Source organism: Mesocryomonas lacus (assembly GCF_055730105.2).
Map to the genome: position 1 here is coordinate 283457 of NZ_JBUZWF020000001.1, position 23692 is coordinate 307148.

The 23692-nt window shown below is 60.8% G+C and carries 20 protein-coding genes; 15 read left to right on the plus strand and 5 right to left on the minus strand.

Translation table 11 applies throughout. From position 1 onward, the window contains the following. Positions 1-136 precede the first annotated feature (136 nt). The 6 genes from ACZLZQ_RS01255 to ACZLZQ_RS01280 all read left to right on the plus strand — a co-directional run bounded on the left by ACZLZQ_RS01255 (position 137) and on the right by ACZLZQ_RS01280 (position 5334). A complete protein-coding gene (locus ACZLZQ_RS01255; RefSeq protein WP_472947737.1) occupies positions 137-1621 on the plus strand; it encodes a lipopolysaccharide biosynthesis protein in 1485 nt (494 codons plus the stop codon). Beyond that, positions 1618-2517, plus strand: a complete 900-nt coding sequence (locus tag ACZLZQ_RS01260) for a polysaccharide pyruvyl transferase family protein (RefSeq protein WP_472947739.1) — start codon at positions 1618-1620, stop codon at positions 2515-2517. The genes ACZLZQ_RS01255 and ACZLZQ_RS01260 overlap by 4 nt, the downstream gene beginning before the upstream one ends. A gap of 3 nt (positions 2518-2520) precedes the next feature. Further along, positions 2521-3543 carry a glycosyltransferase family 2 protein gene (locus ACZLZQ_RS01265; RefSeq protein ID WP_472947740.1) on the plus strand — a complete coding sequence of 341 codons (1023 nt, stop codon included), beginning with the start codon at positions 2521-2523 and terminating at the stop codon, positions 3541-3543. An 88-nt stretch (positions 3544-3631) separates the two neighbouring features. Continuing rightward, positions 3632-4432, plus strand: coding sequence for a hypothetical protein (locus tag ACZLZQ_RS01270; RefSeq protein ID WP_472947742.1), 801 nt, complete (start codon positions 3632-3634; stop codon positions 4430-4432). 427 nt (positions 4433-4859) lie between these two features. Next, positions 4860-5018 carry a hypothetical protein gene (locus ACZLZQ_RS01275; RefSeq protein WP_472947743.1) on the plus strand — a complete coding sequence of 53 codons (159 nt, stop codon included), beginning with the start codon at positions 4860-4862 and terminating at the stop codon, positions 5016-5018. Between the two features lie 157 nt (positions 5019-5175). Next, complete coding sequence (locus ACZLZQ_RS01280; RefSeq protein ID WP_472947745.1) at positions 5176-5334, plus strand: hypothetical protein; 159 nt, start codon at positions 5176-5178, stop codon at positions 5332-5334. A gap of 186 nt (positions 5335-5520) precedes the next feature. Here ACZLZQ_RS01280 and ACZLZQ_RS01285 read toward each other — a convergent pair whose 3' ends face one another. Both ACZLZQ_RS01285 and ACZLZQ_RS01290 read right to left on the minus strand, forming a co-directional pair. Beyond that, positions 5521-7911, minus strand: coding sequence for a GNVR domain-containing protein (locus ACZLZQ_RS01285; RefSeq protein ID WP_472947746.1), 2391 nt, complete (start codon positions 7909-7911; stop codon positions 5521-5523). Between the two features lie 284 nt (positions 7912-8195). Beyond that, positions 8196-9383, minus strand: coding sequence for a nucleotidyltransferase family protein (locus ACZLZQ_RS01290; protein ID WP_472947747.1), 1188 nt, complete (start codon positions 9381-9383; stop codon positions 8196-8198). A gap of 260 nt (positions 9384-9643) precedes the next feature. Here ACZLZQ_RS01290 and ACZLZQ_RS01295 point away from each other — a divergent pair, with 260 nt between their 5' ends. The 8 genes from ACZLZQ_RS01295 (at position 9644) to ACZLZQ_RS01330 (ending at position 17617) form a co-directional block, all read left to right on the plus strand. Further along, positions 9644-9796, plus strand: a complete 153-nt coding sequence (locus ACZLZQ_RS01295) for a lasso RiPP family leader peptide-containing protein (RefSeq protein ID WP_472947748.1) — start codon at positions 9644-9646, stop codon at positions 9794-9796. Between the two features lie 81 nt (positions 9797-9877). Next, entirely contained in the window at positions 9878-10177 is a 300-nt protein-coding gene (locus ACZLZQ_RS01300) for a PqqD family protein (protein WP_472947749.1), read from the plus strand. Beyond that, a complete protein-coding gene (locus ACZLZQ_RS01305) occupies positions 10164-10598 on the plus strand; it encodes a lasso peptide biosynthesis B2 protein (RefSeq protein ID WP_472947750.1) in 435 nt (144 codons plus the stop codon). The genes ACZLZQ_RS01300 and ACZLZQ_RS01305 overlap by 14 nt, the downstream gene beginning before the upstream one ends. Further along, complete coding sequence (locus tag ACZLZQ_RS01310; RefSeq protein ID WP_472947751.1) at positions 10595-12523, plus strand: asparagine synthase-related protein; 1929 nt, start codon at positions 10595-10597, stop codon at positions 12521-12523. Before ACZLZQ_RS01305 ends, ACZLZQ_RS01310 begins: the two co-directional genes overlap by 4 nt. After that, positions 12510-13472 carry a phosphoenolpyruvate carboxykinase (ATP) gene (locus tag ACZLZQ_RS01315; protein WP_472947752.1) on the plus strand — a complete coding sequence of 321 codons (963 nt, stop codon included), beginning with the start codon at positions 12510-12512 and terminating at the stop codon, positions 13470-13472. Before ACZLZQ_RS01310 ends, ACZLZQ_RS01315 begins: the two co-directional genes overlap by 14 nt. Then, positions 13469-15370, plus strand: coding sequence for an ABC transporter ATP-binding protein (locus ACZLZQ_RS01320; protein ID WP_472947754.1), 1902 nt, complete (start codon positions 13469-13471; stop codon positions 15368-15370). The genes ACZLZQ_RS01315 and ACZLZQ_RS01320 overlap by 4 nt, the downstream gene beginning before the upstream one ends. 62 nt (positions 15371-15432) lie before the next feature. Continuing rightward, positions 15433-16083, plus strand: a complete 651-nt coding sequence (locus tag ACZLZQ_RS01325) for a sugar transferase (protein WP_472947756.1) — start codon at positions 15433-15435, stop codon at positions 16081-16083. Positions 16084-16345: 262 nt separating this feature from the next. After that, positions 16346-17617: an O-antigen ligase family protein gene (locus ACZLZQ_RS01330; protein ID WP_472947758.1), complete on the plus strand. Its 1272-nt coding sequence runs from the start codon at positions 16346-16348 to the stop codon at positions 17615-17617. On the opposite strand, the gene ACZLZQ_RS01335 is transcribed toward ACZLZQ_RS01330, so the two are convergent. After that, a complete protein-coding gene (locus ACZLZQ_RS01335; protein ID WP_472947759.1) occupies positions 17607-18593 on the minus strand; it encodes a glycosyltransferase family 4 protein in 987 nt (328 codons plus the stop codon). The two genes, ACZLZQ_RS01330 and ACZLZQ_RS01335, sit on opposite strands and share 11 nt — an antisense overlap. A 783-nt stretch (positions 18594-19376) precedes the next feature. On the opposite strand from ACZLZQ_RS01335, the gene ACZLZQ_RS01340 reads away from it, so the two are divergent. After that, positions 19377-20165, plus strand: coding sequence for a metallophosphoesterase family protein (locus tag ACZLZQ_RS01340; RefSeq protein WP_472947760.1), 789 nt, complete (start codon positions 19377-19379; stop codon positions 20163-20165). Between the two features lie 118 nt (positions 20166-20283). Here the strand turns inward: ACZLZQ_RS01340 and ACZLZQ_RS01345 are convergent, their stop codons facing one another. Further along, complete coding sequence (locus ACZLZQ_RS01345; protein WP_472947762.1) at positions 20284-22620, minus strand: polysaccharide biosynthesis tyrosine autokinase; 2337 nt, start codon at positions 22618-22620, stop codon at positions 20284-20286. Between the two features lie 170 nt (positions 22621-22790). Next, complete coding sequence (locus ACZLZQ_RS01350) at positions 22791-23687, minus strand: UTP--glucose-1-phosphate uridylyltransferase (RefSeq protein ID WP_472947764.1); 897 nt, start codon at positions 23685-23687, stop codon at positions 22791-22793. Between the last annotated feature and the right edge of the window lie 5 nt (positions 23688-23692).

Consider the following 23692-nt stretch of genomic DNA (forward strand, 5'->3'; position numbering starts at 1 on the left):
GCCCGCCTGGATTGCACTTTGTAGGCCATACGCCTCAGGCGTGCCAAAGATGACCGCGGCGATGGATATGGCTGCTTTTCTCTGAGATCGCCGAAACAGGCAGGATGATCCTACGTCTATGCCAGCACCTGTTATCTTGGACCCCCCCAGCACCGACAGCGCCTATGCGCACCTGCGCACGGGCCGCTCGGTAGCAGCCTTCAAGGGCGTCATCTGGTCCGCTGTCAATTCGATCGTTCCGGCCGCGATCGGCGCCCTCGTCTTCGTCATCACCTCCCGCGTCTTATCGGCGGCTGAATTTGGCGTTGTCGCCTTCGCGATGGGCATCGGCTCGCTTTTTGGCGTCCTCGCACCCACCGGGTTCGGAGACGCACTGGTGCAACGCTCGAACATCGATGAGCGGCATCTCTCGTCGGTCTTCTGGATGTGCTGCATCTTTGCTGCTCTGGTCTTCGGCCTTACGTGCCTCGTTGCGATACCGGTTGCCGCCTATACCGATGAGCCGATGCTTCGCTATCTGCTGCCCGTCGCAGGAACAAAGATCGTCTTCGACATCATCGGCGTGGTTCCGACGGCCCTGCTGACCCGCTCGATGTCCTTTGGACTGGTCGCATTGCGGACGACCATTGCCTCTGTCATCGCCGCCGTCATCTGTCTGACGCTGCTGTGGCTGGGCTACGGAATCTGGGCGCTCGCGATTTCGCAGGTCTCCGCGACAGCCGCATCCTGTGTCGGCGCCATCATGGCGTCGAAGTGGCGTCCGACACGGTGGATCGACCGCAATGCCCTGCGTGAGCTTGCCCGCTACGGCCTGTTTTCCTCGGGCACGCGCATGCTGCAACTGGTCTATTCCGACCAGGTTCTGGTCGGCGCCCTCGCCGGCACCCAGGCACTCGGCTTCTTCAACTTCGCCCGGCGGATCTTCCAAATCTTCAACGACATCATCGCCGGCGCGATGAGCTCGGTTGCCCACTCGCTCATGTCCTCCCTTCAAACCGAGACAGAGAAGCTGCGGGCCGCCTTCTACGATGTGAGCTTTATCTCCGCGTCAGTCTCCTTCGCGCTCTTCGGTGGACTTGCGGCAATCGCACCCGACGTCATCCCTGTCGTCTTCGGGACGCAGTGGATCGCCGCGACGGTTCCGCTGCAGGCATTCTGCGTGATCGGGCTGATCAGCAGCATTGGTTTCCTGCAGGGGTCGCTGATCAACAGCCAAGGCAATGCGGACTGGTGGTTCTGGTATCAGGCCAGCAAGCAGGCCTCCCTTCTGGCCGCAATCTTGATATCCTATCAGTACGGCGTCAGTTTCATTGCCGTTGCGATGGCAACCGTATCGGTTCTCGTCTGGCCTGCTTCGGTCATGAAGAGCGCGCGGGTCTTGCAGGTCACGAGCATTGACTACCTGCGGCAGTTCCTGACGCCGGCAACTGCGTGCGCCGTCATGGTATGCGCGATCGTTCTTGCGCGGCCAATCCTGAGCGATCAGGACGCGACACTCAGATTAGTGGTGAACATTGCTGGAGGCGGCGCGATCTATCTGGCGACATGGCTTCTCCTCTCCCACCGGCGTGGCCTTGCCATCTTCAACCGACTGAAAAACGGGCGCAAATCTACCTCATGAAGCTCACATATTTTGCATCGACACCGTCCAATTTCGGAGATGCACTCAATCCGTATATCTGGTCACACCTCCTGCCGGAGGGATTCCTCGATGAGGACGATCGGGAACTCTTCGTCGGCATCGGGTCGATCCTCTGGGACAGTTATCCCAAGGATGCCGTGAAGCATGTCATTGGATCGGGGTATGGTGGCTATACCGGCAAACCGGACCTGAAGGACGGCACCTGGAATGTCATCTTTCTCAGAGGTCCGCGAACGGCAGCGCTGTTCGGACAGCCGCCGGAAACCGTAGTCTGCGATGGCGCCGTCTTGATCGCCGACATGCCGCTCCCAAAACCTGCGCTTGGCATCGATGTGGCCTTCATGCCGCATTTCGAAAGCATCGAGCACGGATTCTGGCAGCGGGTTTGCGAGAAGGCCGGTGTGACCTTTATCGACCCACGTGGCGAGGTCGAGCACGTCTTGTCGCAAATTCAAGGCGCGCGCCTTCTGGTGAGCGAGGCCATGCACGGGGTCATCGTTGCTGACGCCCTCCGGACCCCATGGATACCGATTGAGCCACTCCACAGCGCGCACCGGGCCAAATGGCTCGACTGGGCCGAAGCCATGGACGTGGAGGTAAACTTCACCCGCCTGCCGCCAACAAGCCTGCGCGCGGTTTATCATCAGCGTCGTCCTGGCCTCGAGAATTGGCGTGGCCAGAAGCTGAATGATTGGAATCTGTTTGCGCCCATCAACGACCTCATCATTGGCCGCGCGGCCAAGCAACTGATTGCGGCCGCTCAAAAACGTCCGAGCCTGAGCCAGGATGGGATCGTCACCGCCAAGATTGCGGAGATCAAACAGAGACTTGGGATCTTCGTTCAGTCGAAGGGATTTCTCGGACTGAAGGATTAGAGCATGTCCATCAACGTGGCGGTTGTAATTCCATACTACCAGAGAGAGCCGGGCATCCTATCGAGGGCGCTTCAGAGTGTTTTCGCGCAGGATCTTGCGCCTGATGTCAGGCTCAGGATTTACGTCGTTGACGACGAATCGCCCTTGTCGCCCGATACTGAGGTTGGCAATCTCCAAGTCCCCGCCGACATGGAGCTCGTGGTTCTTCGGCGGAAGAACGGCGGTCCAGGCGCTGCTCGAAATTCCGCTCTGGATGCCCTGGTTGGCACGGAAACCGACTACGTCGCCTTCCTCGACTCTGACGACCATTGGTCAGCGACCCATATTCAGGATGGGCTTGCGGCATTGTCAGGCCGGGCAAGCTTCTACTTCTGCGACCACACCCGCGACGGTCTCATTGGCTCGCTGTTTACGTCGGAACTGTCGACTATCGAAAGCTGGAAGAGCAGCGCGCTACCGGTTCTATCGCCTATTCCAAATGCCCCCGAGACCTTCGAGATTGCCGGTGGATTGGTTTTTGATGGGATGCTGGTCGAGTATCTCAGCCAGACATCAACTGTTATCTTTAGTTTCCGAACGCACCCAAGCGTCCGCTTCAATGAAAGCCTGCGAAACGCTGGAGAAGACGGGTTTCTGTGGCTGGAATTAGCGTCGACGTCGCCTTACGTCGCAGTTTCGTTAAAAACGAATGTCCATTGCGGAACGGGCGTCAATATTTACTTCGGGGCATTTGATTGGAATTCAAATAAAGCCGTCGCACGCTATGGTTACCTTATTCTCTACAGGCTGCATATTCTTCGCAGCTTTGCTTTGACGGGCACCGATAGCGCTGTGGTTCACCAGCAGCTCGAGTCGACCACCAATGCCTATGCGTTTTTGCTGCTGCGGCAACTGGCTCGCGGGAAGGCCCCGGACGTCAAGCTTTTCTCCGCCCTCGCGCGGAAGGACCCTCTCCGGATTGCCATGATGCCGCTCCATTTCTGGCGTGGATTGCGAAATCGCAAGAGAGCGGCCGAGCTATGGTAGCGCGGCTCTAATCAGAGAATCCTCCCCGCCCGGCCGCGACCGGCTGACTGACAATCGAGGATCTCGAGCTAAAATGTTGGAGGCGTCGATGACGCTAACCTTCGTCGTTCCCGTCAGACATCACGCGTCGGTTCCGGACTGGAACCGGTTGACCGCCCAGATGCAGCAGACCGCCGGTTCGATCGCACAACAGGACAGCGCGGCCTGGAACTGCGTCTTCGTTTGCAACCGTGACAGCCCTCTGCCAGCCCTTGGCCCAGGCATCGACGTTGTGCGCGTCGATCTCGACTACATTCCCTTGCCTGAAGCCAGCCACGACTTGGAGGCACGGTTCGAGGCCATTCGCGCCGACAAGGGCCGACGTGTGCTCGCAGGCTTGATCGCGGCACGACCGAGCGGTCATGTCATGGTGGTCGACTACGACGATTTTGTTCACCGCCGCCTGGCATCGCATGCCGCCGATCACCCCGACCAGGCCGGCTGGTATCTTGGCTCGGGTCTGGTTTACGATGGCTCCCGCATCATCTACCGCATTGCGAGCGACTTCGACGAGCTATGCGGCACGTCTCTGATCCTGCACAGCAGCACTCTCGATATTCCTGGCTCGATGAACGATATCGATGAGACTTATCTGCGCCTGTGGTTCGGCAGTCACAAGTTCGCCAAGCGCTTCCTGGCGGCATCAGGACGACCTTTAGCGCGCCTGCCCTTCGACGGTGCCGTCTATCGCATTGGTTATGCCGGCGCCACGAGCGCATCCTCATCCGTCATTCAGACGTTCGCGCCGAAATATCTGCTGCGGAAACAGCCGCGAAGGTTCTTTTCGCAGGTCAAGAGCCTCCGTCTTCTATCGCAAACAATTCGAGAAGATTTCGGGATCAGGGCCTGAGGCGGCATGGGCAGCGATCCCTATCTTCTTGGCCAGACCTTGTTTTAACCACCGCGGCCTGCTTGGCGAGAAAATTGCTGCATCGTCGCCAGCGCCTCCCGATCCACCATGAGCACATCGATGCATGCTTGGTGCGCTAATACGGAGACAACTTGGATTAAACGCATCCCCTACTGGCCGCCCCATTCGAAAGACTGCGGCGTTTGGATAAAATACCTTTTCGATCTTGTCGTAACACAGATTATGCACAGGGTAAGATCTGGAATTGCTTCAGCAGCTCAGCAAAGGCCGCCCAGTATAAGCCAAACAAGCCTATTTCTAAAATTTTAGACAAGCGTTTTGCAATCAGTGAACGTCTAGCGGCTAGGGTCTCCAAAGATCGAAATGCCGGCTTAAACAACGGCCGGCCCAGTCACAGGCGAATGACATGCCCGCTTCCGCGTCTACCAAGAAGCTCGATCCGAAACTAGGCACGTCCAAGCTGACACGGACCGAAAGGCCTTTGTCGCCGGCGCGCGGCCTGGTCATCGGGTCCGTCCTGTCGGTCGCGATCTGGGCAGGCATCGCCGCCCTCATCTTCGGCTGAACCGTGGCGATTGCGGCGTGCCAAAGACATCGCGGTAGCCTAGTCCTGTCCAAGGCTTCGGCCTGACGCCCGTCGTCCACGGTAACGGATTATCTCGTAGCTCAATAAATCCGGATCGATTCCGGTTGGGGACCGTTAGTAAGGCAGGAGAATTATTATGTTCATCGCATCCAGCCTTAACCACAAGCCCGCCTCCAGCACCCGATCCGGTCCACGCAAAGATAGCTCAGGCCTGAAGCCGGCGCGGGGCCTGATGATCGGTGCAGCGATTTCATCGGCAATCTGGGTTGCTATCGCGTCGGTGGTCTTTTCCTAGTCGCAGACTGCAGGGCATAGCGACAGCTCGCAGACACGCGCTCTCTTCGAAGCAGTCCGCATATCCAGAGGGCTGTTCTACAGCAGAACAGTGAGATCGGCGGGCGATCTTGTGGTGCCCGGAACCGCCTAAGACGCGAGGCAGGGCGCATGCAGATAAGGGGGCGTGAGCCCAATCTGGTGGTGGCTAGCCTTGGAGGCTATACGCCCCGAAGTAGCGCTCCGCGCTTCCCCATGCTGCATATTTCGGCAGCTCCTGCATCCGGGTCTTGTTCAGCAGCACACCCGCGATCTTGTCGGCGAAGGTGTCGTCCGCTCCAAAGAATGATTTCAGCAAACCCCTTGGGGTCTTGCCCCATTCGGTGATCAGCAAAACCGTGTCCAGCAGCGGCTCGACAGCCTTCGCGTCGACGGTGGCGCCGAGCGGGGGCAGGTCGACGATGATGTAATCGAAATGCCGTTTCGCTTCCTCAATCAACCGGCGCATGGCATCGGACGAAAGAAACTGGCTCGAAAGTCCGCTGTTCTCTATTTGCACGGTCGGAAGGATGGTTAGCGTGCTGGCACTGCCGGGTTGCAGAACGGTTTGCCATGGCTGGCCGTTCAACACCTCGACAAGACCGGCTTGCACGCCCGGAACGAGGCGACGGCTCACTTCCGGATTGCGGAGATCAGCGTCCACCAGCAATGTCCTCGCACCGTTTGAAGCGAGCATCTCTGCCAGATTGCCGGCGACTGTGGATTTGCCTTCGCCTGGAAGGATAGACGCGGCTCCGACGACACGCGCGCCCGCGCCCTTGGGCAGAAGATCGATGGCAAGCTTTGCGCCGCGCAACGTCTCCGCAAAGGGGCTATCCGGCATCAGCCGCGCGAAATGCATGAAGCTCTCCGCCTCCGGCACCTTGCTCATGGCGAGCGTCGAGGCGGCGCCCTTCCCTCGCCGGATCGAGGCGAGATTGCTTCGGCTGAGGAAGGGAAGGTATCCCAGAAACTTCAGCTTCAGATCGCGGTCGACCTGCTCGCCGACCCGGAAGTAACGCTCGTTCAACTCGCGCCAAAGGATCGAGCATGTTCCGACGAACAGCCCAAAGAAGACGAAAAACACCAGGATCACTAGTGAGCGCGGCCCCGAGGGGCTCGTCGGCACGTCGGCTTCGGAAATCACCCGCATCTTGCCGATCGGGAAGCTCTGCTGCTGCGACGTCGTCTCGAACCGCGCCAGGAATGTCGTGTAGAGAGCGCTCAGCGCATCCGCACGCTGCTCCAGGGCGCGAAGCTGAACCTGGTCCTGGTTGGCGGTAGCACTGATGCCGCTTTCGCTTTGCAGCCCCTGCAGCAAGGAAGCCTCCCGCGCGCGCGCGACCGAGAGTTCGTTGGCATAGGTTTGCGCGAGGTTTTGCATCTCGTTGAAGATCTGCCGCTCGAGGCCTTGCCGTTCTTGCCGGAGCGCGACCGCCTGTGGGTGCTGGGGCCCGAACTGGGCGGCCACGTCCCGCTCCCGGCGGCTGACGCTGACGAACTGCTCCCGCAGGAGAGCGAGTTGCTGCCCCCCACCCTCGGATCTCGCGATGGAAGCGTTCTGGACGGCGCTGTCGATGCCGCCGTCGACGATCGATTGCAGGCGCTCCGACCGGGCCTTGGCTTTCGCGGTCTCGATCTGCGCCAGCACATATTCGCGGTTGAGCCCGGTCAAGCGCTGGTCGGAAACGAGACCATCCTTCGTCGAGGCGAGGTTCTTTTCCGTGCGGAACTGCTCCACCGCGAGCGACGCGCTCCGCTGCGAAGCGGCGAGTTCGGCGAGGCGCCCCTGCAGCCATTCGCCGGACTGCTTGGACGCATCGAAATTCGCGCCGAGCTGATCCTCGAGGTAGGCCTTCGCATAGGCCTTGGTGATGCGGTAGGCGAGAACCGGGTCGTGCGACTTGTAGCCGATCACCAGGACATAGCTGCGGTCGCTCCGGCCGATCAGGAGATTTGCCCGCAGACCCTGCATGACCGACTGCTGAAGCGGCGTCGACCTGACCGGCTCGGAGACGACAGCGGATGCAGAACCGGCCACCGGGGCTTCGGAGCTCGCCGCAGTCTGCGCTGCGGGCGCATCTGCTACCGGCCTGTCCTTCGACGCGAAGGGCGACATGACCAGCCTCATGACCATCCCGACCGGCTGGAGCAGGCGCTGCATTACCGAGGGCGGCGGATTGAGGAAGTCGGGATCCGTGTCCAGTTTTTCCGCCAGCATGACCTGCCGCGCCAGTCGGGTGGACTGGAGAATCTGGATCTGGTTCAGCACCATCGAGTCTGCCTGGATGAAAGCTGGAACGTCCGCCGCATCGCTGCCAAACTTCGTCAGATTTTCGTCGATCAGGATTTCCGTGACGGACGTGTAGCTCGGAGGGCTGAAATAGATCCAGGCCAGCGCCACGATCAGCCCGATCGCGGCCGAGATCACGAGTGTCCTGAGATGGCGGGCCAGCATGACCAGCAGCCGGTCGAGATAGACCATCACCTGGCCGGAAGCCTTGGGTGTGCGGGCGGCCGCGAAGCTGTTCGTCATCGGAAAGGAGGGCGCCTCGTTCATCTGTCTTCCTGTTTGCTGACCGGCACCGAAACCGGAGCGGTATCTCTCGGTGCGGGCCATGTGCACCTCGACCGATGAGGTTCAGCTGCCAGCACCAGCTGCGCGCGCTGCCAGACGCTTGCACCCCATCATTGGCCGCATTGTGCCATCGCCAAAGCTTCGGCAAATTTTGCTCTCAGCGATCCCTCACCCGAGCCTTCTGCGGTCCTCCCGACGGCAACAGCTAGCATGCTCCGAGTGCAATGCAGTAATATTTTCACGGAGTTTGCCGCGGCCCGGGAGGATCATGTCCCGGGGGCGCTCCCTGACGGTGGCGCTGGCTCGACCAGCCGACGACAGGCTTCCGAGGTCAAGACCCAGCAGGCTTCCCGCAGGTAGCGGCGGACGTCGCCGGCGCACAGCGCCCAGAGGATCTGGCGACGTTTGGGCCAGACCAGCGTCGTCGCGGCCGGCACGAAGGTCATCAGCAACAGATCTTCGTCCGAGATACCTTTCAGCGCGCTCGCGACCTTCGGCTGCAGATCGCCGAAATCATGATCGAAGGCGATCGATACGATCCGCAAGGCGGCGAAGGCCGTCCCGGCTATGTCCTGTTTCTCGGCCCTGGCCAGGAAGCTGGCAAGCGCCGCCGGATCGAAGCCCACGGCACGATAGAGGTCGCAGATATGGCTGCCGACCGCCTCACGATTGTAGAGCGCCTTGACGATGCTGATGGCCGACAGCAAGGGCACGTCTTCGCGCGACAGGGCTGGCAGTTGCTCGGACCGGAACGCGACGGGCTCAGAGCCGGACAGGAAGGCTCGCGTGTCAGCAGGCGCCGGGGAGCCAGGCTGCTGAACCCTGTGGTGGAGATCGACCGATACCGGCCGGTCGCCCTGTCGCACCAGGTGCTGTTCGCCCAGGAACCACCGCCACCAGATGGAGCGCGACTCGGCCAGCTGCTCGTACTGAAGCTCGAGAAGCGCGTCGGTTGCTTTCCGGAAATGTCGATGCGCAACCAGGATGTCGATATCGGCGGCGGGCCGGATGAAAAAGTCTCCGTAGAGGATCTTCTGTTGGAGCGGCCCCTTCATGACCGCGGCGGGGATCTGCCTCGCTGTGAAATGACGCATGACGGCCGCTACTTCGGAAAGCAGCACGAGGTTTCGTGCGACCACTGAACGGCTGTAGCCATCGGCAGCCTCGAGGAACCAACCATGCTCCTCCTGCCCCCCGCTGCGGGACAGCCCCGCTGCGGTGAGCTTCACGATTTTGTTTTCCGCCGCAACCGCGAAGATACGCCTTTGCGCTGCAATATCGCGGTGGCAACCGGCAGTCTCCGACACGCCTTGCCTGAAACTGGATCGCAATGCGAACAAAACGAAGTTTAATTCTTTAAATATTCGATCGTGCTCTTCGTTCGAATTATTGTGACTAAACACCGCTACATTCTCGGTTTCCGCTGACCCGCCGTGATATTTGCTAGTTAACATGCACTATGTCCTGCACTTTGGGTCATATATTCTCTTTTTTAACCTTGTGCGATGGTGGAATTCAGCCGCCCTTCCGGCCAGAATACCAGACAATGACTCGAACGCTACACAGATTGCACCATTAACACCCCGTTAGGGACCCTTGACGCCACTGAGCATATATGACCAGATCAGACCGCGGCGAAATGCCGGGATCTGACGTTCAGTCCCGTTAAGCTCATCCCCAACGCTCCGGCGTTCAGTTACTGAAAGGCGTTCCAATGACCGTTTCCAAGACCAAGACTGCCTACGAAGCCCCGGCGCTGCGCGCCCATGGTTCGATCGAGAAGCTCACCCAGGGCGGCGTCAATGGCAATTTCCTCGACGCGATGTTCCCTGCCGGCACGCCCCGCGGCGACCTGACCTTCTCCTGATACGTTCGATTAGTGCAAAATGGGCTGTGCTGGTTTTGTCCGCGCAGCCCATTTCTCGTGAAACGGTAGATGGCGATTTAGATGCAGCGAGACATTCAGTTCGATCAGGCCAGCGCCCGCTTCGTTGCCCATAAAGACGCTGTCGCCTGCGACATCGGAAATGAAAAAGCCCTGCTGAACCTTGAGTCAGGGACTTACTTCACGTTGAATCCGAGTGCTTCGCTGATCTGGAACATGCTGCAGGAGCCGCGGACGCACCAGGAACTCTGCGTTGCGCTGAGCGATGAATACGAAATCGGGCCTGAGGCATGCGCCGCGGATGTCGGCGTTATCCTGGCGGACCTTAAGACGGCAGGACTTATCGTCGATGTGGACGCTTAAAGCTCTTCGAAAGCTAAGTTTCCAGAACGTACTACTGCTGACCGAATGCTTCGCATTTGTCTTAATTATTAGGATCGGACTGACCCTCTCGTCCTACAATGCCTTGCGCAAGCTGCTGCTTCGCGGCGATCCGGCGCAAGAAGCCAGCGCCGCCGATGCCCACCGCATCGCCTGGGCGGTTCGAAACACCGCCCGCTTGGTTCCCAAGGCGACCTGCCTTACCCAGGCCCTCACCGGCCAAGTCGCCCTCTCGCGCCGGGGGCTGGCATCCAGCATCAAGATCGGCGTCATCCGCACTCCTGAGGGTGCGTTGAAGGCGCATGCTTGGCTGCTCAGCAGCCATCACATCATTCTCGGCGGCAATGACCGTTCGGTGGCCGACTTTACTCCCCTCGCAGAATTCGGATCCCGTTCGAAATGAGTGGCCTCTACGGGGTGATCTACGCGGCCCATGACCGGCCGGTTGAGCATGACGACCTGATGGAACCGCTGCAAAGGCTGGCGCACCGCGGCCCGCATGGACTGTTCCTCTGGCACGAGCAGAATGCAGGGCTTGCCAATGCCCTGTTCGCGTTCGACGGCGCGACAGCGGGCATCGTTCACTCCGCGGACGGTGACCTTTCGATCACCGCCGATGCGCGTATCGACAACCGCAGCGACCTGATCGAGCGCCTCGGCCTGAAAGACGCTCAAACACTCGACGACGCAGCCATCCTTCTGGCCGCCTTTCGTCGCTGGGATGTCGGCTGCGCCGAGCACCTATTGGGTGATTTCGCCTTTGCCGTCTGGGACAAAAGCCGCAAACGGCTGGTCTGTATCCGCGACCACTTCGGGGTCAAACCGCTCTACTACAGGCGGGATGCCCAAGGCATTCGTTTCGGATCCGAGATCAAGGCGCTTCTGGGCGCAGACGAGACGCCGGCGATTAACGAGGCGAGGATCGCCGATTTCCTGGCCGGAATATCGGAAGACCCGTCATCAACGGCTTACAGCGACATCTTCCGCGTGCCTGCCGCCCATACACTTACCTACGAGAAGGGCGACCTCTCGGTTCGCCGCTACTGGTCAGTGGAAGCCGATACCCCCTGCAAGCCCAGCGACATCCCCGACATGCTGCACGAGCGGCTGGATTCTGCGGTGCAGTCCCGTCTCCGCTCGACGCTTCCGATCGGGGCGATGCTGAGCGGTGGCCTCGACTCGTCCACGATCGTCGGACTTGCGGCGCCCCGACTGCAGGCCGCCGGTTTTGGCCCGCTTCGCACCTTCTCCTTTGTCTATAAGGCCAATCCCTCCCTCGACGAGCGGCGGTACATCGATCAGGTGCTGGCCCAGCACGCTTGTTCTCCACGCTTCATCGTCGCCGATCGAATGTCGCCGCTCGCGGAATTCGATCATCTGCTCGCCGAGCAGGACGATATCTTCTTCGCCCCGAGACTGGGGATCGCCCGCAAACTGTACCAGGAGGCGTCGGCCGAGGGCATTCGGATCATGCTCGACGGACATGGCGGCGATGAGGTGATCTCGTACGGCAGCGGGCGGTTGCAGGAACTGGCAGCCGAAGGCCGTTGGCTGAAGGCGACCACGACCATCTTGCGTGAGAGCATGCGTCAAGGCCGCAATCCGGTCTCCCAATTTCTGGACTACTACCAGTCTTTCGGCCGAGGCGGTCGCTTCCTTAGGGCTCCCCGGGCGCGTCTGCGCCGCTTCCTGGGCACGCCATCGGTCGGGGCCGCAACGGCGCGCAAGCCGCTCGGATTGACCCACGAAGGCTTTGCCGCGCGCCACCGACTGACCGAACGTCTGCGGGAAAGCCAGAGATTACCGGCTGGCCCCCAGTCGATGACCGCGAAGCACCATCTGATGACCCTTCGCAACAATATCCAGGTCGACTCCTTCGAGGTGCTGGACCGCGTCTGCGCGGCGTCCGGGATCGAAGGGCGCTACCCCTTCTGGGACAGGCGGGTCGTGACCTTCTGCCTGTCCGTGCCGTCCGCAGAGGTCTTCAAGAATGGCCTTACCCGTATGACGCTTCGCCAGGCGATGCGGGGTGTTCTGCCCCCGGCAATTGCTAAACGCCCCGACAAGACGAACTTCTCGTCCGAGCTCACGACGGCGCTTGCGGAAGGGAACGCGGAACTTTCCGGCTCTGTCTTCCTTCAAAAGCGACCGGATCTGGCCACGTTCGTCGATATGTCATCGGCAGGTGAAATATATCGGCGACTCAAAGGCGGTGCGGATCGAATCAGCCCGACCGAGATGATGTGGCTGTGGAAGATCGTCTTTCTTTCCGAATGGCTCCGGCGTCAGAACAAATCAACGATCCGTGGCAGCCATGAACCAGCGTGACACACAATTGACCCTTCCTGAAAACACCGCCAAGCCCGCCACTCATTTTTACAGGGTCTTTGATCTCGTCGTGGAGTCCGAGATCCCGTTGGAAGAACTTCCTGTCACGGCGCCCGCCCCGGCCGACGTCCACATCCGTCTGCGCAAGATCGATCATGCGGCCATGCCGAAAGAGGCGCACGATGTCGTCGACTTCGGTGGGGATCGGCAACTGCTCGTCTGGCAGACGGTGGGCGCCTTCCTGATCTCCGGCACCGACGTCATCGACGTCGAACCCTGGAACGATGCGGGCCCTCGGCTGATCGCCCTCCCCCTCCTCGGCACGGTGTTTGCCGTTCTCCTCCATCTGCGGGGCCTACTGGTGCTCCATGCCAGTGCGCTGGATATCGATGGCAAAGGCGCCGTCTTCATGGGGGACAAGGGGGCAGGCAAGTCGACCACGGCCGGAGCCTTTATCGCTGCGGGGCACTTGCTCGTCACCGACGATATCGTGGCGATCCGGGCGGAGGCCGACGGATCGTTCTCCATTTTGCCCGCGATTGGACAGCTGAAACTGTGGGAGGATGCGGCGGCCGCGTTGGCACTGACGCATACCGACCGGCAGGTCGAGATCCATCCTGCCATCGAGAAGCGCCAGCATTGGCTGAAGAGCGGTTTTGCCTCGGATGCGGTCCCCGCCCGGTGCATCATGGTGCTGGCCCGATCAACTGAGACCCGGATCGTTGATTTCCCTCCGGGCGATGCGGTGACCGAGCTTCTGCGCTTCTCCTACGTCGCGCGGTTCGGCGATGCCTTGCTGAAGGGTGCCAGGGCCATCCGGCATCTTCAGCAGTGCGCCGCCATGGTTCAGGCCATACCGATCGCCCGCTTCGAGATCGCCAGCGGGCTGGAGCACCTCAAGGACGCGGTCAAGACACTTGAGGGCAAGCTCGGAGCACAGCGGCCTTGACGCTCTCTGCTTCCCAGGATGCCAAAGCGCCGACCGCGTCGGTCACGAAGGAGACGCCGTCGCCGAAGGTGGCGAAGCCGACGCCTGCGGTAACGGTTAAGGAAATTCTGGGCTTCGCGCGCTTCGTGTGGCGGCAGACCGACCGCAAGGCATCGCTGGCCCTGCTGTTTCTTGTGCTCGGCAGCCTGACCGAGGGCATCTCGATCCTCGTGCTGATTCCGCTACTGCAGCTGTTGTCGAACACCGGTGGCGACTTCACCCTCGCGCTTCCAGATTCGGGGTGGATGGGATGGGTGACCGGTGGCGCGAGGGTCACCCTCGCGGCCGTTCTAGTGACCCTTGTCATCGTGGTCTCCGCCCAAGCCCTCTTCAACCGCTACAAGTCGATCTTCATGGCGGATCTGCTCTACCGCTTCATCAACCGGCTGCGGCAGGATCTCATCCTGTCGATGGCACGGGCGCGGTGGAGACTGTTTTCGACGCTTCGTGAATCCGACCTCAACCATGTTCTGACCGGCGACATCGACCGCGTGCAGAGCGCGACGTTCTATCTCCTGCTGCTGCTTCAGAGCCTTGTCCTCCTCGCGGCGTACCTCGGCATCTCCTTGCTCGTCTCGCCGAAGATGACACTCGTGGCCGGCAGCATCGGGGTGCTGATGTTCGCCGTCCTCCACCCGCTTCGCCGGCGGACAGCGATTTTCGGCACACGGCTGACGGCAAGCCGCCAGGAGCAGTACCGAACCGTCTCGGAATTCCTGTCCGGGATGAAGATGGCGAAGAGTCTCAATATCGAGCATCGCTACGTCGACAGGCTGGGGCGCACGCTCGGCCAGATGCATTCTGAATTCAGCAAATACACCAGGCTGACGAGCATCAGCACGGCGGCGTTTCAGATCTTCAGCGTGATGGGCCTGACGATCTTCATCTATGTCGCCCTCGTCTACGTGCGGCTGGGGATCGCGGAAATCCTGGTCATGATCGTGCTGTTCATGCGCCTTGCCCCACGCTTCATGGAACTGCAGCTCAACCTGCAGCAGATCATTCTCAACCTGCCCGCCTACCACGTGATGGAGGCCACCAAGCAGCAGTTCGATGCGGCGGCCGAAGCGGCCCCAAAGCCGGATGCATCGGCCGCACCGGCGTTGGCGAGAAGCCTCGATGTCCAGTCGGTTTCCTATGTCTATGATGCGACGACTGGGAAGGAAGCCCTTTGCAACCTGTCGTTCAGCCTCGCATCTGGCAGCATCACCGCGATCATCGGCCCGTCCGGATCCGGCAAAAGCACGCTCGCCGACATTCTGCTGGGCTTGCTCGAGCCGGCGGGTGGCAGGCTCGTCGTCGATGGGACCGCGATCGACGATCACAACCGGCGCGCCTGGCGCGAACGGGTTGCGTATGTGCCGCAGGAAGTTTTCCTCCTGCACGACACGATCGCCTCCAACCTCCGGATCGCCGGCGCTGAAGCATCGGATACAGAACTCTGGGCAGCGCTCGAAACGGCCCAGGCGGCTTCCTTCGTTCGCGCCTTGCCGCAGGGTCTCGAAACCGTCGTCGGCGATCGGGGGGCGCGTCTTTCCGGCGGCGAACGGCAGCGGATCGCTCTCGCGCGCGCGCTGCTGCGGCGGCCGCAACTGCTCGTCCTCGACGAGGCGACAAGCGCGCTCGACTGGAAGAATCAGTCGCTGATCGCCGATGCCGTGGCAGCCCTTCGCCGAACGATGACCGTCGTCACCATCGCACACCGCTATTCGATGATCTCGTTTGCCGATCAGGTCATCGCCCTGAAGGACGGCATGGTGGCCGAAGCCGGCAGTTTCACCGAGCAGGCCGGGCGCCCGGACAGCCTCCTGTCGCAGATGATCCTGAGGGAACAGAGAAACGACGATGCGCCGGTCTGACCGGCAGCTGCGAGCGACGAAGCGACCCGCCACAACCGACACCTGGAAATTCGGAATCCCCCATGTCCACCATCAAGATTGAAACCGGGACGCCCAGCCGGCTCGGGCCGCGGGCGAAGCGGGTCTTCGATATCTCCGCCGCGGTCGCCGGCGTGATTTTTCTGAGCCCGCTGCTTTTGCTGCTGATCGCCTTGATCACCATCACCAGCCCCGGGCCCGTTTTCTACGGTCACAAGCGGATCGGCCGGTTCGGGCGGGAGTTCCGCTGCTGGAAGTTCCGAACCATGGTGACCGATGGCGATGCCCTGCTGGCCGCCCACTTCGCAGACCATCCCGAGGACCAGATGGAATGGCTGCGCACGCGCAAGCTCCAGCAAGATCCTCGCGTCACCGCTGTCGGACGAGTCTTGCGCAAGCTCAGCCTCGACGAGCTTCCGCAGCTGATCAACATCATCACCGGTGAGATGAGCGTCGTTGGCCCGCGTCCGGTTGTCGCCGACGAACTAGCCTATTACGGCGTTCACCAGGATTGCTACCTGCAGACTCGCCCGGGGCTGACAGGGCTGTGGCAGGTCAGCGGCCGGAGCGACGTGTCCTATGAGCGGCGTGTCGATTTCGATCGTCAGTACAGCCAAGACTGGACGTTCACGCTGGACATGCAGATCATTCTCCGCACGATCCCGGCGGTCTGTTTCGCCCGCGGCAGCGTCTGATCCCATCGCGCTGATGGAGGCGCCATGCATCCCCCGAGCTATCCTGGCGCTCCGAAAGCGAGGATCGGCCAACCAGAGATTATTTGCTGTCGGCGGTGGCGAAATGGCGTAGAAGATCGTCGCTTGCGACGGTGGTCGTAGGAGAGGACAGAGCTCGGCGGGTCGCGAAACGCGCGGCGCCGGGCTGACTGAACCGGGGCTGCACCTGCGTGACATCGGCAGGTCTCTCTAATCTGCCCGCCGCATGCGGAAGGTACGCTCGATGAAGATCTCCCGGCGGCTGTTCGTCGATCCCAGCGAAAACGAGATCTACGGCACCGTTGCCGTCGCCTTGTCGGTCTTCGTCTTCGCGTATTCCGTCCTGTTCGGGGCCGGCTCGATCCTCGTTTTCTACGCGCTGTGGCTCCCGCTGATCCTCCTCGACTACCGCGCGGTTGTCGGCCCGCTCCGCAATCTTGCGGCGCCCCTCGCGCTTGTCCTTCTGATGGCCGCATCGGTAACCTGGTCGGACGCACCGTCCACGACCTTGCGGGCCACCATCCAATACGCGACCCAAATTCTCTGCGCGTCGATTGCCGCGCGAACCATGCCCATGCGAACCCTCGCGCACGGGGTGATGTACGGATGCCTGGTGGTCGTTCTCTATTCAGTGCTGTTCGGGCACTATGGATACGACCTCATGGATGGATCCTACACCTTCATCGGCGCCTTTGCCTCGAAGAATCAGCTGGGCAATTTCTCCTCGATCGGCCTCTTCTTTTGCATTGCGATCCTGCTGGCGCCGCGGGTCTCACCAATCGCTGGCGGTGTGGCCGTCTTCACGGCATTGCTCTGCGCCTATGCCCTTTGGGCCTCCCGATCGGCGACGTCGATGCTGACCTTCGGTGCTTTGCTGGCGGTTTTTCTTGCTTTGCGCGTGGCGATCCGGTTCCGGCCAGGCGCGCGTATCACCTTGGTGATCCTGACAATTCCGCTCGGCCTCATTATCATGCTGGTCGCGCTGCAGTCGAACCTTGCCGACCAGATCCTCGGCGTCTTTGGCAAGGACTCGACCCTCACGGGCCGTACGTACCTATGGTCCGAGGGCTTGCTGGCCTTCCACCAGCACCCGCTCCTCGGCGTTGGGTACCAAGCCTATTGGGTCCAGGGATTCTCAGAGGCCGAGCGCTTGTGGGAAGAGTTTTACATCGGCGCCCGCAGCGGTTTCCATTTCCACAATACCTACATCGAGATGATGGTCGAGCTCGGTGTCGTCGGCCTGATCCTTCTGGTCTGGATGATCCTCTCCGCCATCGTTCGCCCGCTCGGCAAAATCATCGGAGGAAACAAGGACTATGACCTGATCGTGCTGACCGGTTTCATTTTCCTTCTGATCTCACGCTCGTTCTTCGAGATTGACCTGACTTTCCCCTACACCGTCGGATCATTTCTCTTCTATTACGCCTATGCCCATCTCAAGCTTCGCAGCAACCCTGCAAAACAGGCAGCGCCGAGCACCATTCCCGTGCTCCTTGGCAGGCCTATCAGCAACTGAGCTTAAGGGATGGGCTGGTCGCCTCAGGACTGGAGGGGCTCCCATGCTCCCCAACCAGTAGCGCCCGAACCGTCTGCGCGTATTGGTCTATGTCGCAGTTCGCGACCACCCATTCTCTGTTTCGCCGCCCGATGGCGGCTCGAGCCTCTGCGCTGAGGGCGAGGAGATCGGTCAGTGCCCGCCCAAGATCTGCCGGATCGCCCGGCCGAACGATCCATTCGGGACTGACTTCCGGCAGATAGTCGGCGATCCCATCTGTTCTGGTCACAACCACCGGCTTGCCACAGGCCATCGCCTCGATGATGCCGCTCACTCCGGCGGCGTAATTGACAGCCTTCAGCGGCACTGCGACGGCGTCGCAATCGCGATACGCCGTCCTCAGCGCATCGTAGGAAACCCTTGGCATCACCCTGACATTGGATCTGTTGCGGCTATCGACCTTCTCGGACCCGTTGAAGCCGTTGGCGTAGACATCGAATTCGGCATCGACGTTTGCGGCGGCTTTTAACAGCGTCGCATAGTCACGGCTTTCCGACCCACAAGCTATGACTTTGGCGACGGCATATTTCTTGGCGCCATGTTCGGGCTGGAAAAATTTTGTATCCACCCAGTTGCTGATGAGAAGGATCTTGTCTTCTGGAATATGGCATTCGTCGGCAAGCCGCCGTCTTTGGTCTTCACTGACAACAATAAATCCGGCGAAGCCGTTGTGCCCCAAAAGACGCAACAGTATCGCCTTGCGGGCGGTGACATTGTGCACCACACAAACCATTCGCCCCTTCCATCGCCGGACCTTCAACAGCGCGGAGAGAGGCAGACCAATATCTTCTCCAGTGACGTAGCAACTATCAAAATGGCCAGCTTTCGCTGCAAATTCAACGACCGAGCCGTAGATAGGCCGTCGCTGAAATAGAAAACGAAACCAGCGTCCGCGCCGACAACTAGCCTCCGTATAGGAAACGAAAGTCGACTGCATGAGCGAACCAAGCGCTACAAATTCCTTTCGGGGAGCGTCCGTTCGATACTGACGCTCCATTTCATCGCGATAAGCTCCCTTACCAAGAATTATGGCGTTACGGTGTATAATCTTGAACCCGCCTCTCTTCGAATCTGCTAAAAATATTAACTCAGATTCAAGACTTTATTGTAATTCGGGTAGCATGACGCGCTAAACGATTTCAACAGAGTATAGCGGCTTACGCCTATTTGCGCCCACCGAGATAAATTAAATAATATTTGCAACCTGAAATTGTTCTTTGAACAAAATAACTTGCCCTGCACAGTCGGTCGTAGACGTGCGGACGTCTCTCTCGGATGGCAGGCCACCGCGTCACTTGCCGATGTTCAACGTGCCAACGTCTACGCGCCGGTTGCCCGTGCCCGGCTTCGAAGGGAGACCTGCGTCGGCATGATCCGAAGCTCAACGCTCTGCCTCGAGACATGGCTATCGAAGTCCGGATGGCGACGGAAGCGGCTCGACTGCCTCATCCCCAATGCCATGTGTTGCCCCCTCCAGCGGGCGCTTCCGTGTGGAGGCCAGAGCTTTAGAACTGCAAACCAGCGCAGCAGGAAGCGCATCAACGGCGGCCACTCGGCCTGCCCGGGATCAGCCAAAAGAGGCCAACGCCGGAGGGAATGCCTTTTCCATTCTCGTCTGTCATCTGCAACTGTCGGCACGGAACTCGCATCCTCTAGCTGAAAAAGGCTATAGAGAGGGACGGCATTTCCCTTATTTCCTTCCGGAGAACCCAACCCTTTCATGGCGTTCAGCAATAAGCCCTTTCGCGGCAAACGGGAGCCCGCAGCACGCGTCCGCCTGTCCTGCGATCTCAGTGATCACGTCGTCTACGCCGTCGGAGACGTCCATGGCTGCCTGAATGAACTGCTGGCGCTGGAGTCGGAAATCATTGCCGATGCGGCAAAGCTGCCCGGGCGCAAGACGATCGTGATGCTCGGCGACTACATCGACCGAGGACCGGCATCTTCAGGCGTGCTGGACCATCTCCTGGCGCCGCCGCCGGAAGGGTTCGACCGCATCTGCCTGTGTGGAAACCATGAAGTGGCCATGCTCGACTTTGCCGAAGGACGGATCGAGCGCCGTCAGTGGGTGGCGATCGGCGGGGCGCAGACCTTGCTGAGCTATGGCATAGACGAGACGAAGGCGGACTATGGCGGACCGAAAGCCGGCGACGAGCTGCTACGGTCACGGATCCCGGCCGCACACCTGGCGTTCCTTCGGGAGATGCCGGTGCTGTTGCAGACGCCGAATTACCTCTTCGTCCACGCCGGGATTCGCCCCTGCGTCCCCATCGACAGGCAGACCGACCGCGAGATGACGACGCTGCGATCCAAGTTCGCGGATACCGCCCATCTTTTGGAACAGTTCGTCGTCCACGGCCATACGCCCGTGACCAACCCGAGCCTCGACGGCCGCCACCTGAACATCGATACCGGGGCTTATTTTAGCGGCCGCCTCACCGGCGTCCGCATCTGGCGCAATACCGGCAAGTTCTTGACCGGCGTATCGCCGCAAGCTCGTCGACCGTAAACGAGCCGCTTCGCCAGCCGGCGGCAGCAGAGCCGGCAGCACAGGCGGTCGCGTCAGATGCTCCGCTACCCCGGCACCAGAGCGAAAGGACCAATCCGTTAGGTCATACGACCTGGCATCACACGGCGGCGCGCTGTTCGTCGTGGTAGTAAGCCGCGTAGCGCTCGATGTAGCGATCCGAAGCGGCATCGGAGCCATAGCGCTGCAAGAGCTTCATATCCGTCTTGTTCAGGATCATGCCAAGCAGCTTCTGCGCGACCCCTGGCTCGCCCTGGAGCGTGGACCGCACAAGCGCGCGTGGCGTCTGCCCCCATTCGGCCACCAGGATGAAACCATCCGCCAGTGGTTCGAACGCCTTGGCATCCACTACCGGACCGAGGGGCGGAAGATCGACAACGATGTAGTCGAAATGCCGCCGCGCCTCTTCCAGCAGCTGTCGGATGCCAGGCCCCGACAGCAGCGCGCTCGTATGCGAGAGATAGCCGCCGATCAGCGAAGGAATGACCGCAAGCCCGGTCGGCGCGTCGGTGACGACGGCATCATGCCAATGGACGTCTCCAACGATACAGTCGAGAAGGCCACGGCTTGGCTCGGTCAGAAGGCGTCGGCTCAGGCCGGGATTACGAAGATCAGCATCGATGAGCAGTGTCTTATGCCCGGTCGCCGCCATGAGAGAGGCAAAATTCGCCGCCGTCGTGGTCTTTCCTTCATGCGGCAAGACAGACACGAAACCGATGACCTTGCACCCGTTCTCCAGCGAGATGTCGGCAGCGATCTTGGAATTGCGAAGGGTTTCGGCAAAGGACGAGGCGGGCGCGTTGACGGCGTAGCTGAGGCTGGGTGGGATCAGTCGTCCCTCGACGTGCGACGCATCGCTCGGCGTCGGGACGGTCACCCCCCGCCGGAAGAACCGGAGCCGCTGAGCGCCGCCATCCTGCCGCGGCAGATGCCCAAGGAACTTCAAGCCCAGAGCGTGACTGACATCCTCGCTGGTCCGGAAGAACCGCTCCTTGAACTCGCGCAAGGCAACGATGGCGGCGCCGGCGAAAAGGCCGAGCACCAAGAAGAGCGCGAGCGCCATCGTATTGCGCGGGCTCGACGGCACGACAGGATCGGTCGCCTCGGAAATCACCCGCGCCTTTGCGATCGGGAAGGAGCTCTGCTGCGAGGCCTCCTCGTAGCGCGTCAGGAACGTCTGGTAGAGGGTCGAGAGCGCCAAAGCCTGCTGCTCGAGAGCCCGCAGACGAACCATCGAGTTACCGCTCTTTGAACTCTCGCCCGTCAGCTGCCCGAGACTGGTCCGCAGCGAATCCTCCCGCGACTTCGCCACCTCGTACTCGTTGCGATAGCTGTCGGTCAGCTGCTGCAATTCAGCGAAAATCTGACGCGTCAGATCCTGCTCCTCCCGCCGGAGGCTGACCGCCTGCGGATGGTCGGCGCCGAACTGGGTCGTGACTTCCTGCTCGCGCTTGCGAACGGCAAGATAGCGCTGCTTGAGATCGACGATCGTCGCCGTTCCCGGCTGATCGGCGTTGGAGATGGTCGCGTTCTGCACGGCGTTATCGACGCCGCCCTCAATGATCGACCGAAACTGGTTGTAGCGGGCGAGGGTCTTTGCCGTCTCCGCTTGTGCGAGAATCAACTGGCTGTTCAGGTCGGACAACTGCTGGTCGGAGATCAACTCACCGCCGGCGCTTGTCAGCCCGTTCTCGGCGCGGAATTTTTCGACCTCGAGCGCAGCGTTCTGGGAGCTAAGACGCAGCTCGGCGAGCCGGTCCTGGAGCCAGACCGTCGCTTGCCTTGTGGCATCGAAATTAGCATCGAGCTGGTCGAGGAGATAAGCCTTCGCGTAGGCACGGGTCACCGCCCCTGCAAGCCGCGGATCGTCGGCTCGGAAGGACAGGAGAATAACCGAGCTGCGCCCAACGCGCTCGACGGCCAGCGACTCCTGCAGGAGCGCAATCGCCTTGCTGATCCTCGCGTCGTTCGACGCCGACATGGAGACTTCCGGAGACGTCGGAAGACCGAAAACGCGCTTTGCCGCGTCCTTGACGCGCTTTCCGACGGAAACGGGTGGGCTGACGAAGTCGGCATTCGCTTCCAGCTTTTCCGCAAGAACCACCGTGCGTGCGAGCCGAGCAGATTTCAGGATCTCGATTTCGTTCAGAACGATCGAGTCCATCTGCTGGGGAGCCGGTCCGCGCCGGTTATCCTCGGCGTAGCGCCCCAATTCCTGGTCCAGCAGGATCTGTGTCGAGGCCGTGTAGAGACGCGTCGCAACGACAAGGTAGGCCGCGCCGAGCACGAGCCCCAGCAAGGCTGCCAGAGCGAGAGTGCGCCAATGCCGTTTGGCGATGCTGAAGAGATGATCGAGATCGATGAAGTCGTCGGCACGGCTGGCCATGGCAGACAAGACCGAGACATGACCTGGAAGGTGAGAGTTGCTCTGGTTCATCGCTCGCGCCTCCGCGCATCATGTCCCAAAATCGGGATCGTACTCGCCGAGATCAGGCGTCCTGGAAGCCTGGCGTAATGGGCGGCTGATTGCCGGTCCGCCAGGCTCCCGCAGTGCGGTAGAGACATAGACTGCAGTGCCCGGTTTGGGCAATACGGCCTTGCCGGGCGTCAGGCTACCGTGACGCGGCCGCCATAGCTTTTGACCATCTCGGAGATGGGCTCGTAGACCAGCTCGCGAATGTCGTCCCGCGCCAAGGCGAAGGCGACATTGGCCTGGATGAAGCCATCCTTGGCACCGCAATCGAAGGTCTTGCCGGCATAGGGCCTGGCGAAGAACTTCTGGTTTTCCGACAGGCGCAGCATGGCGTCCGTCAGCTGGATTTCATTGCCCGCGCCCTTGGCCTGGGTCCCCAGGATCTCAAACACCTCGGGCTGCAGGATATAGCGGCCGTTGATGTAGTAGTTCGACGGAGCAACGGCCGGCGCTGGCTTCTCGACCATCTCGGTGATCGCAAAACCGCTGCCGACGGCATCGCCCTTGCCGACGATGCCGTAGCTGCCGGTCTGGCTGGGATCGCACTGCTCGACCGCGATCACGTTGCCGCCGGTCGTCCCGTAGAGATCGATGAGACCGGACAGGCACCCCTCTTCGCCGAAGCAGACCATGTCCGGCAGCAGGACGGCAAAGGGCTCGTCGCCGATGATGTCGCGGGCGCACCAGATCGCATGCCCAAGACCCAGCGGCGATTGCTGGCGGGTGAAGCTCATCGAGCCCGGCGGCGGCAGGATGGTCTCCAGCGCGTTCAGCTGATCCTTTTTGCCCTTCTCCGAAAGGGTAAGATACAGCTCCGGCTGAATGTCGAAATAGTCCTCGATGGTCGCCTTGTTGCGGCCGGTTACAAAGACGATATGCTCGATGCCGGCTTCCAAAGCCTCATCCACGGCGTACTGCACGACCGGGCGATCGACGATGGTCAGCATTTCCTTCGGCATGGACTTGGTTGCCGGAAGAAAGCGCGTGCCGAGGCCTGCGACCGGAATGACGGCCTTTCTGACTTTTTTCATGCTGT

Coding starts and splice junctions, on each gene's coding strand:
- ACZLZQ_RS01305 (WP_472947750.1), top strand. CDS start 10,164: ATGTGGACGCTTAAAGCTCTTCGAAAGCTAAGTTTCCAGAACGTACTA.
- ACZLZQ_RS01325 (WP_472947756.1), top strand. CDS start 15,433: ATGTCCACCATCAAGATTGAAACCGGGACGCCCAGCCGGCTCGGGCCG.
- ACZLZQ_RS01270 (WP_472947742.1), top strand. CDS start 3,632: ATGACGCTAACCTTCGTCGTTCCCGTCAGACATCACGCGTCGGTTCCG.
- ACZLZQ_RS01275 (WP_472947743.1), top strand. CDS start 4,860: ATGCCCGCTTCCGCGTCTACCAAGAAGCTCGATCCGAAACTAGGCACG.
- ACZLZQ_RS01260 (WP_472947739.1), top strand. CDS start 1,618: ATGAAGCTCACATATTTTGCATCGACACCGTCCAATTTCGGAGATGCA.
- ACZLZQ_RS01280 (WP_472947745.1), top strand. CDS start 5,176: ATGTTCATCGCATCCAGCCTTAACCACAAGCCCGCCTCCAGCACCCGA.
- ACZLZQ_RS01310 (WP_472947751.1), top strand. CDS start 10,595: ATGAGTGGCCTCTACGGGGTGATCTACGCGGCCCATGACCGGCCGGTT.
- ACZLZQ_RS01300 (WP_472947749.1), top strand. CDS start 9,878: ATGCAGCGAGACATTCAGTTCGATCAGGCCAGCGCCCGCTTCGTTGCC.
- ACZLZQ_RS01330 (WP_472947758.1), top strand. CDS start 16,346: ATGAAGATCTCCCGGCGGCTGTTCGTCGATCCCAGCGAAAACGAGATC.
- ACZLZQ_RS01285 (WP_472947746.1), bottom strand. CDS start 7,911: ATGAACGAGGCGCCCTCCTTTCCGATGACGAACAGCTTCGCGGCCGCC.
- ACZLZQ_RS01265 (WP_472947740.1), top strand. CDS start 2,521: ATGTCCATCAACGTGGCGGTTGTAATTCCATACTACCAGAGAGAGCCG.
- ACZLZQ_RS01315 (WP_472947752.1), top strand. CDS start 12,510: ATGAACCAGCGTGACACACAATTGACCCTTCCTGAAAACACCGCCAAG.
- ACZLZQ_RS01340 (WP_472947760.1), top strand. CDS start 19,377: ATGGCGTTCAGCAATAAGCCCTTTCGCGGCAAACGGGAGCCCGCAGCA.
- ACZLZQ_RS01290 (WP_472947747.1), bottom strand. CDS start 9,383: ATGTTAACTAGCAAATATCACGGCGGGTCAGCGGAAACCGAGAATGTA.
- ACZLZQ_RS01335 (WP_472947759.1), bottom strand. CDS start 18,593: ATGCAGTCGACTTTCGTTTCCTATACGGAGGCTAGTTGTCGGCGCGGA.
- ACZLZQ_RS01295 (WP_472947748.1), top strand. CDS start 9,644: ATGACCGTTTCCAAGACCAAGACTGCCTACGAAGCCCCGGCGCTGCGC.
- ACZLZQ_RS01345 (WP_472947762.1), bottom strand. CDS start 22,620: ATGAACCAGAGCAACTCTCACCTTCCAGGTCATGTCTCGGTCTTGTCT.
- ACZLZQ_RS01350 (WP_472947764.1), bottom strand. CDS start 23,687: ATGAAAAAAGTCAGAAAGGCCGTCATTCCGGTCGCAGGCCTCGGCACG.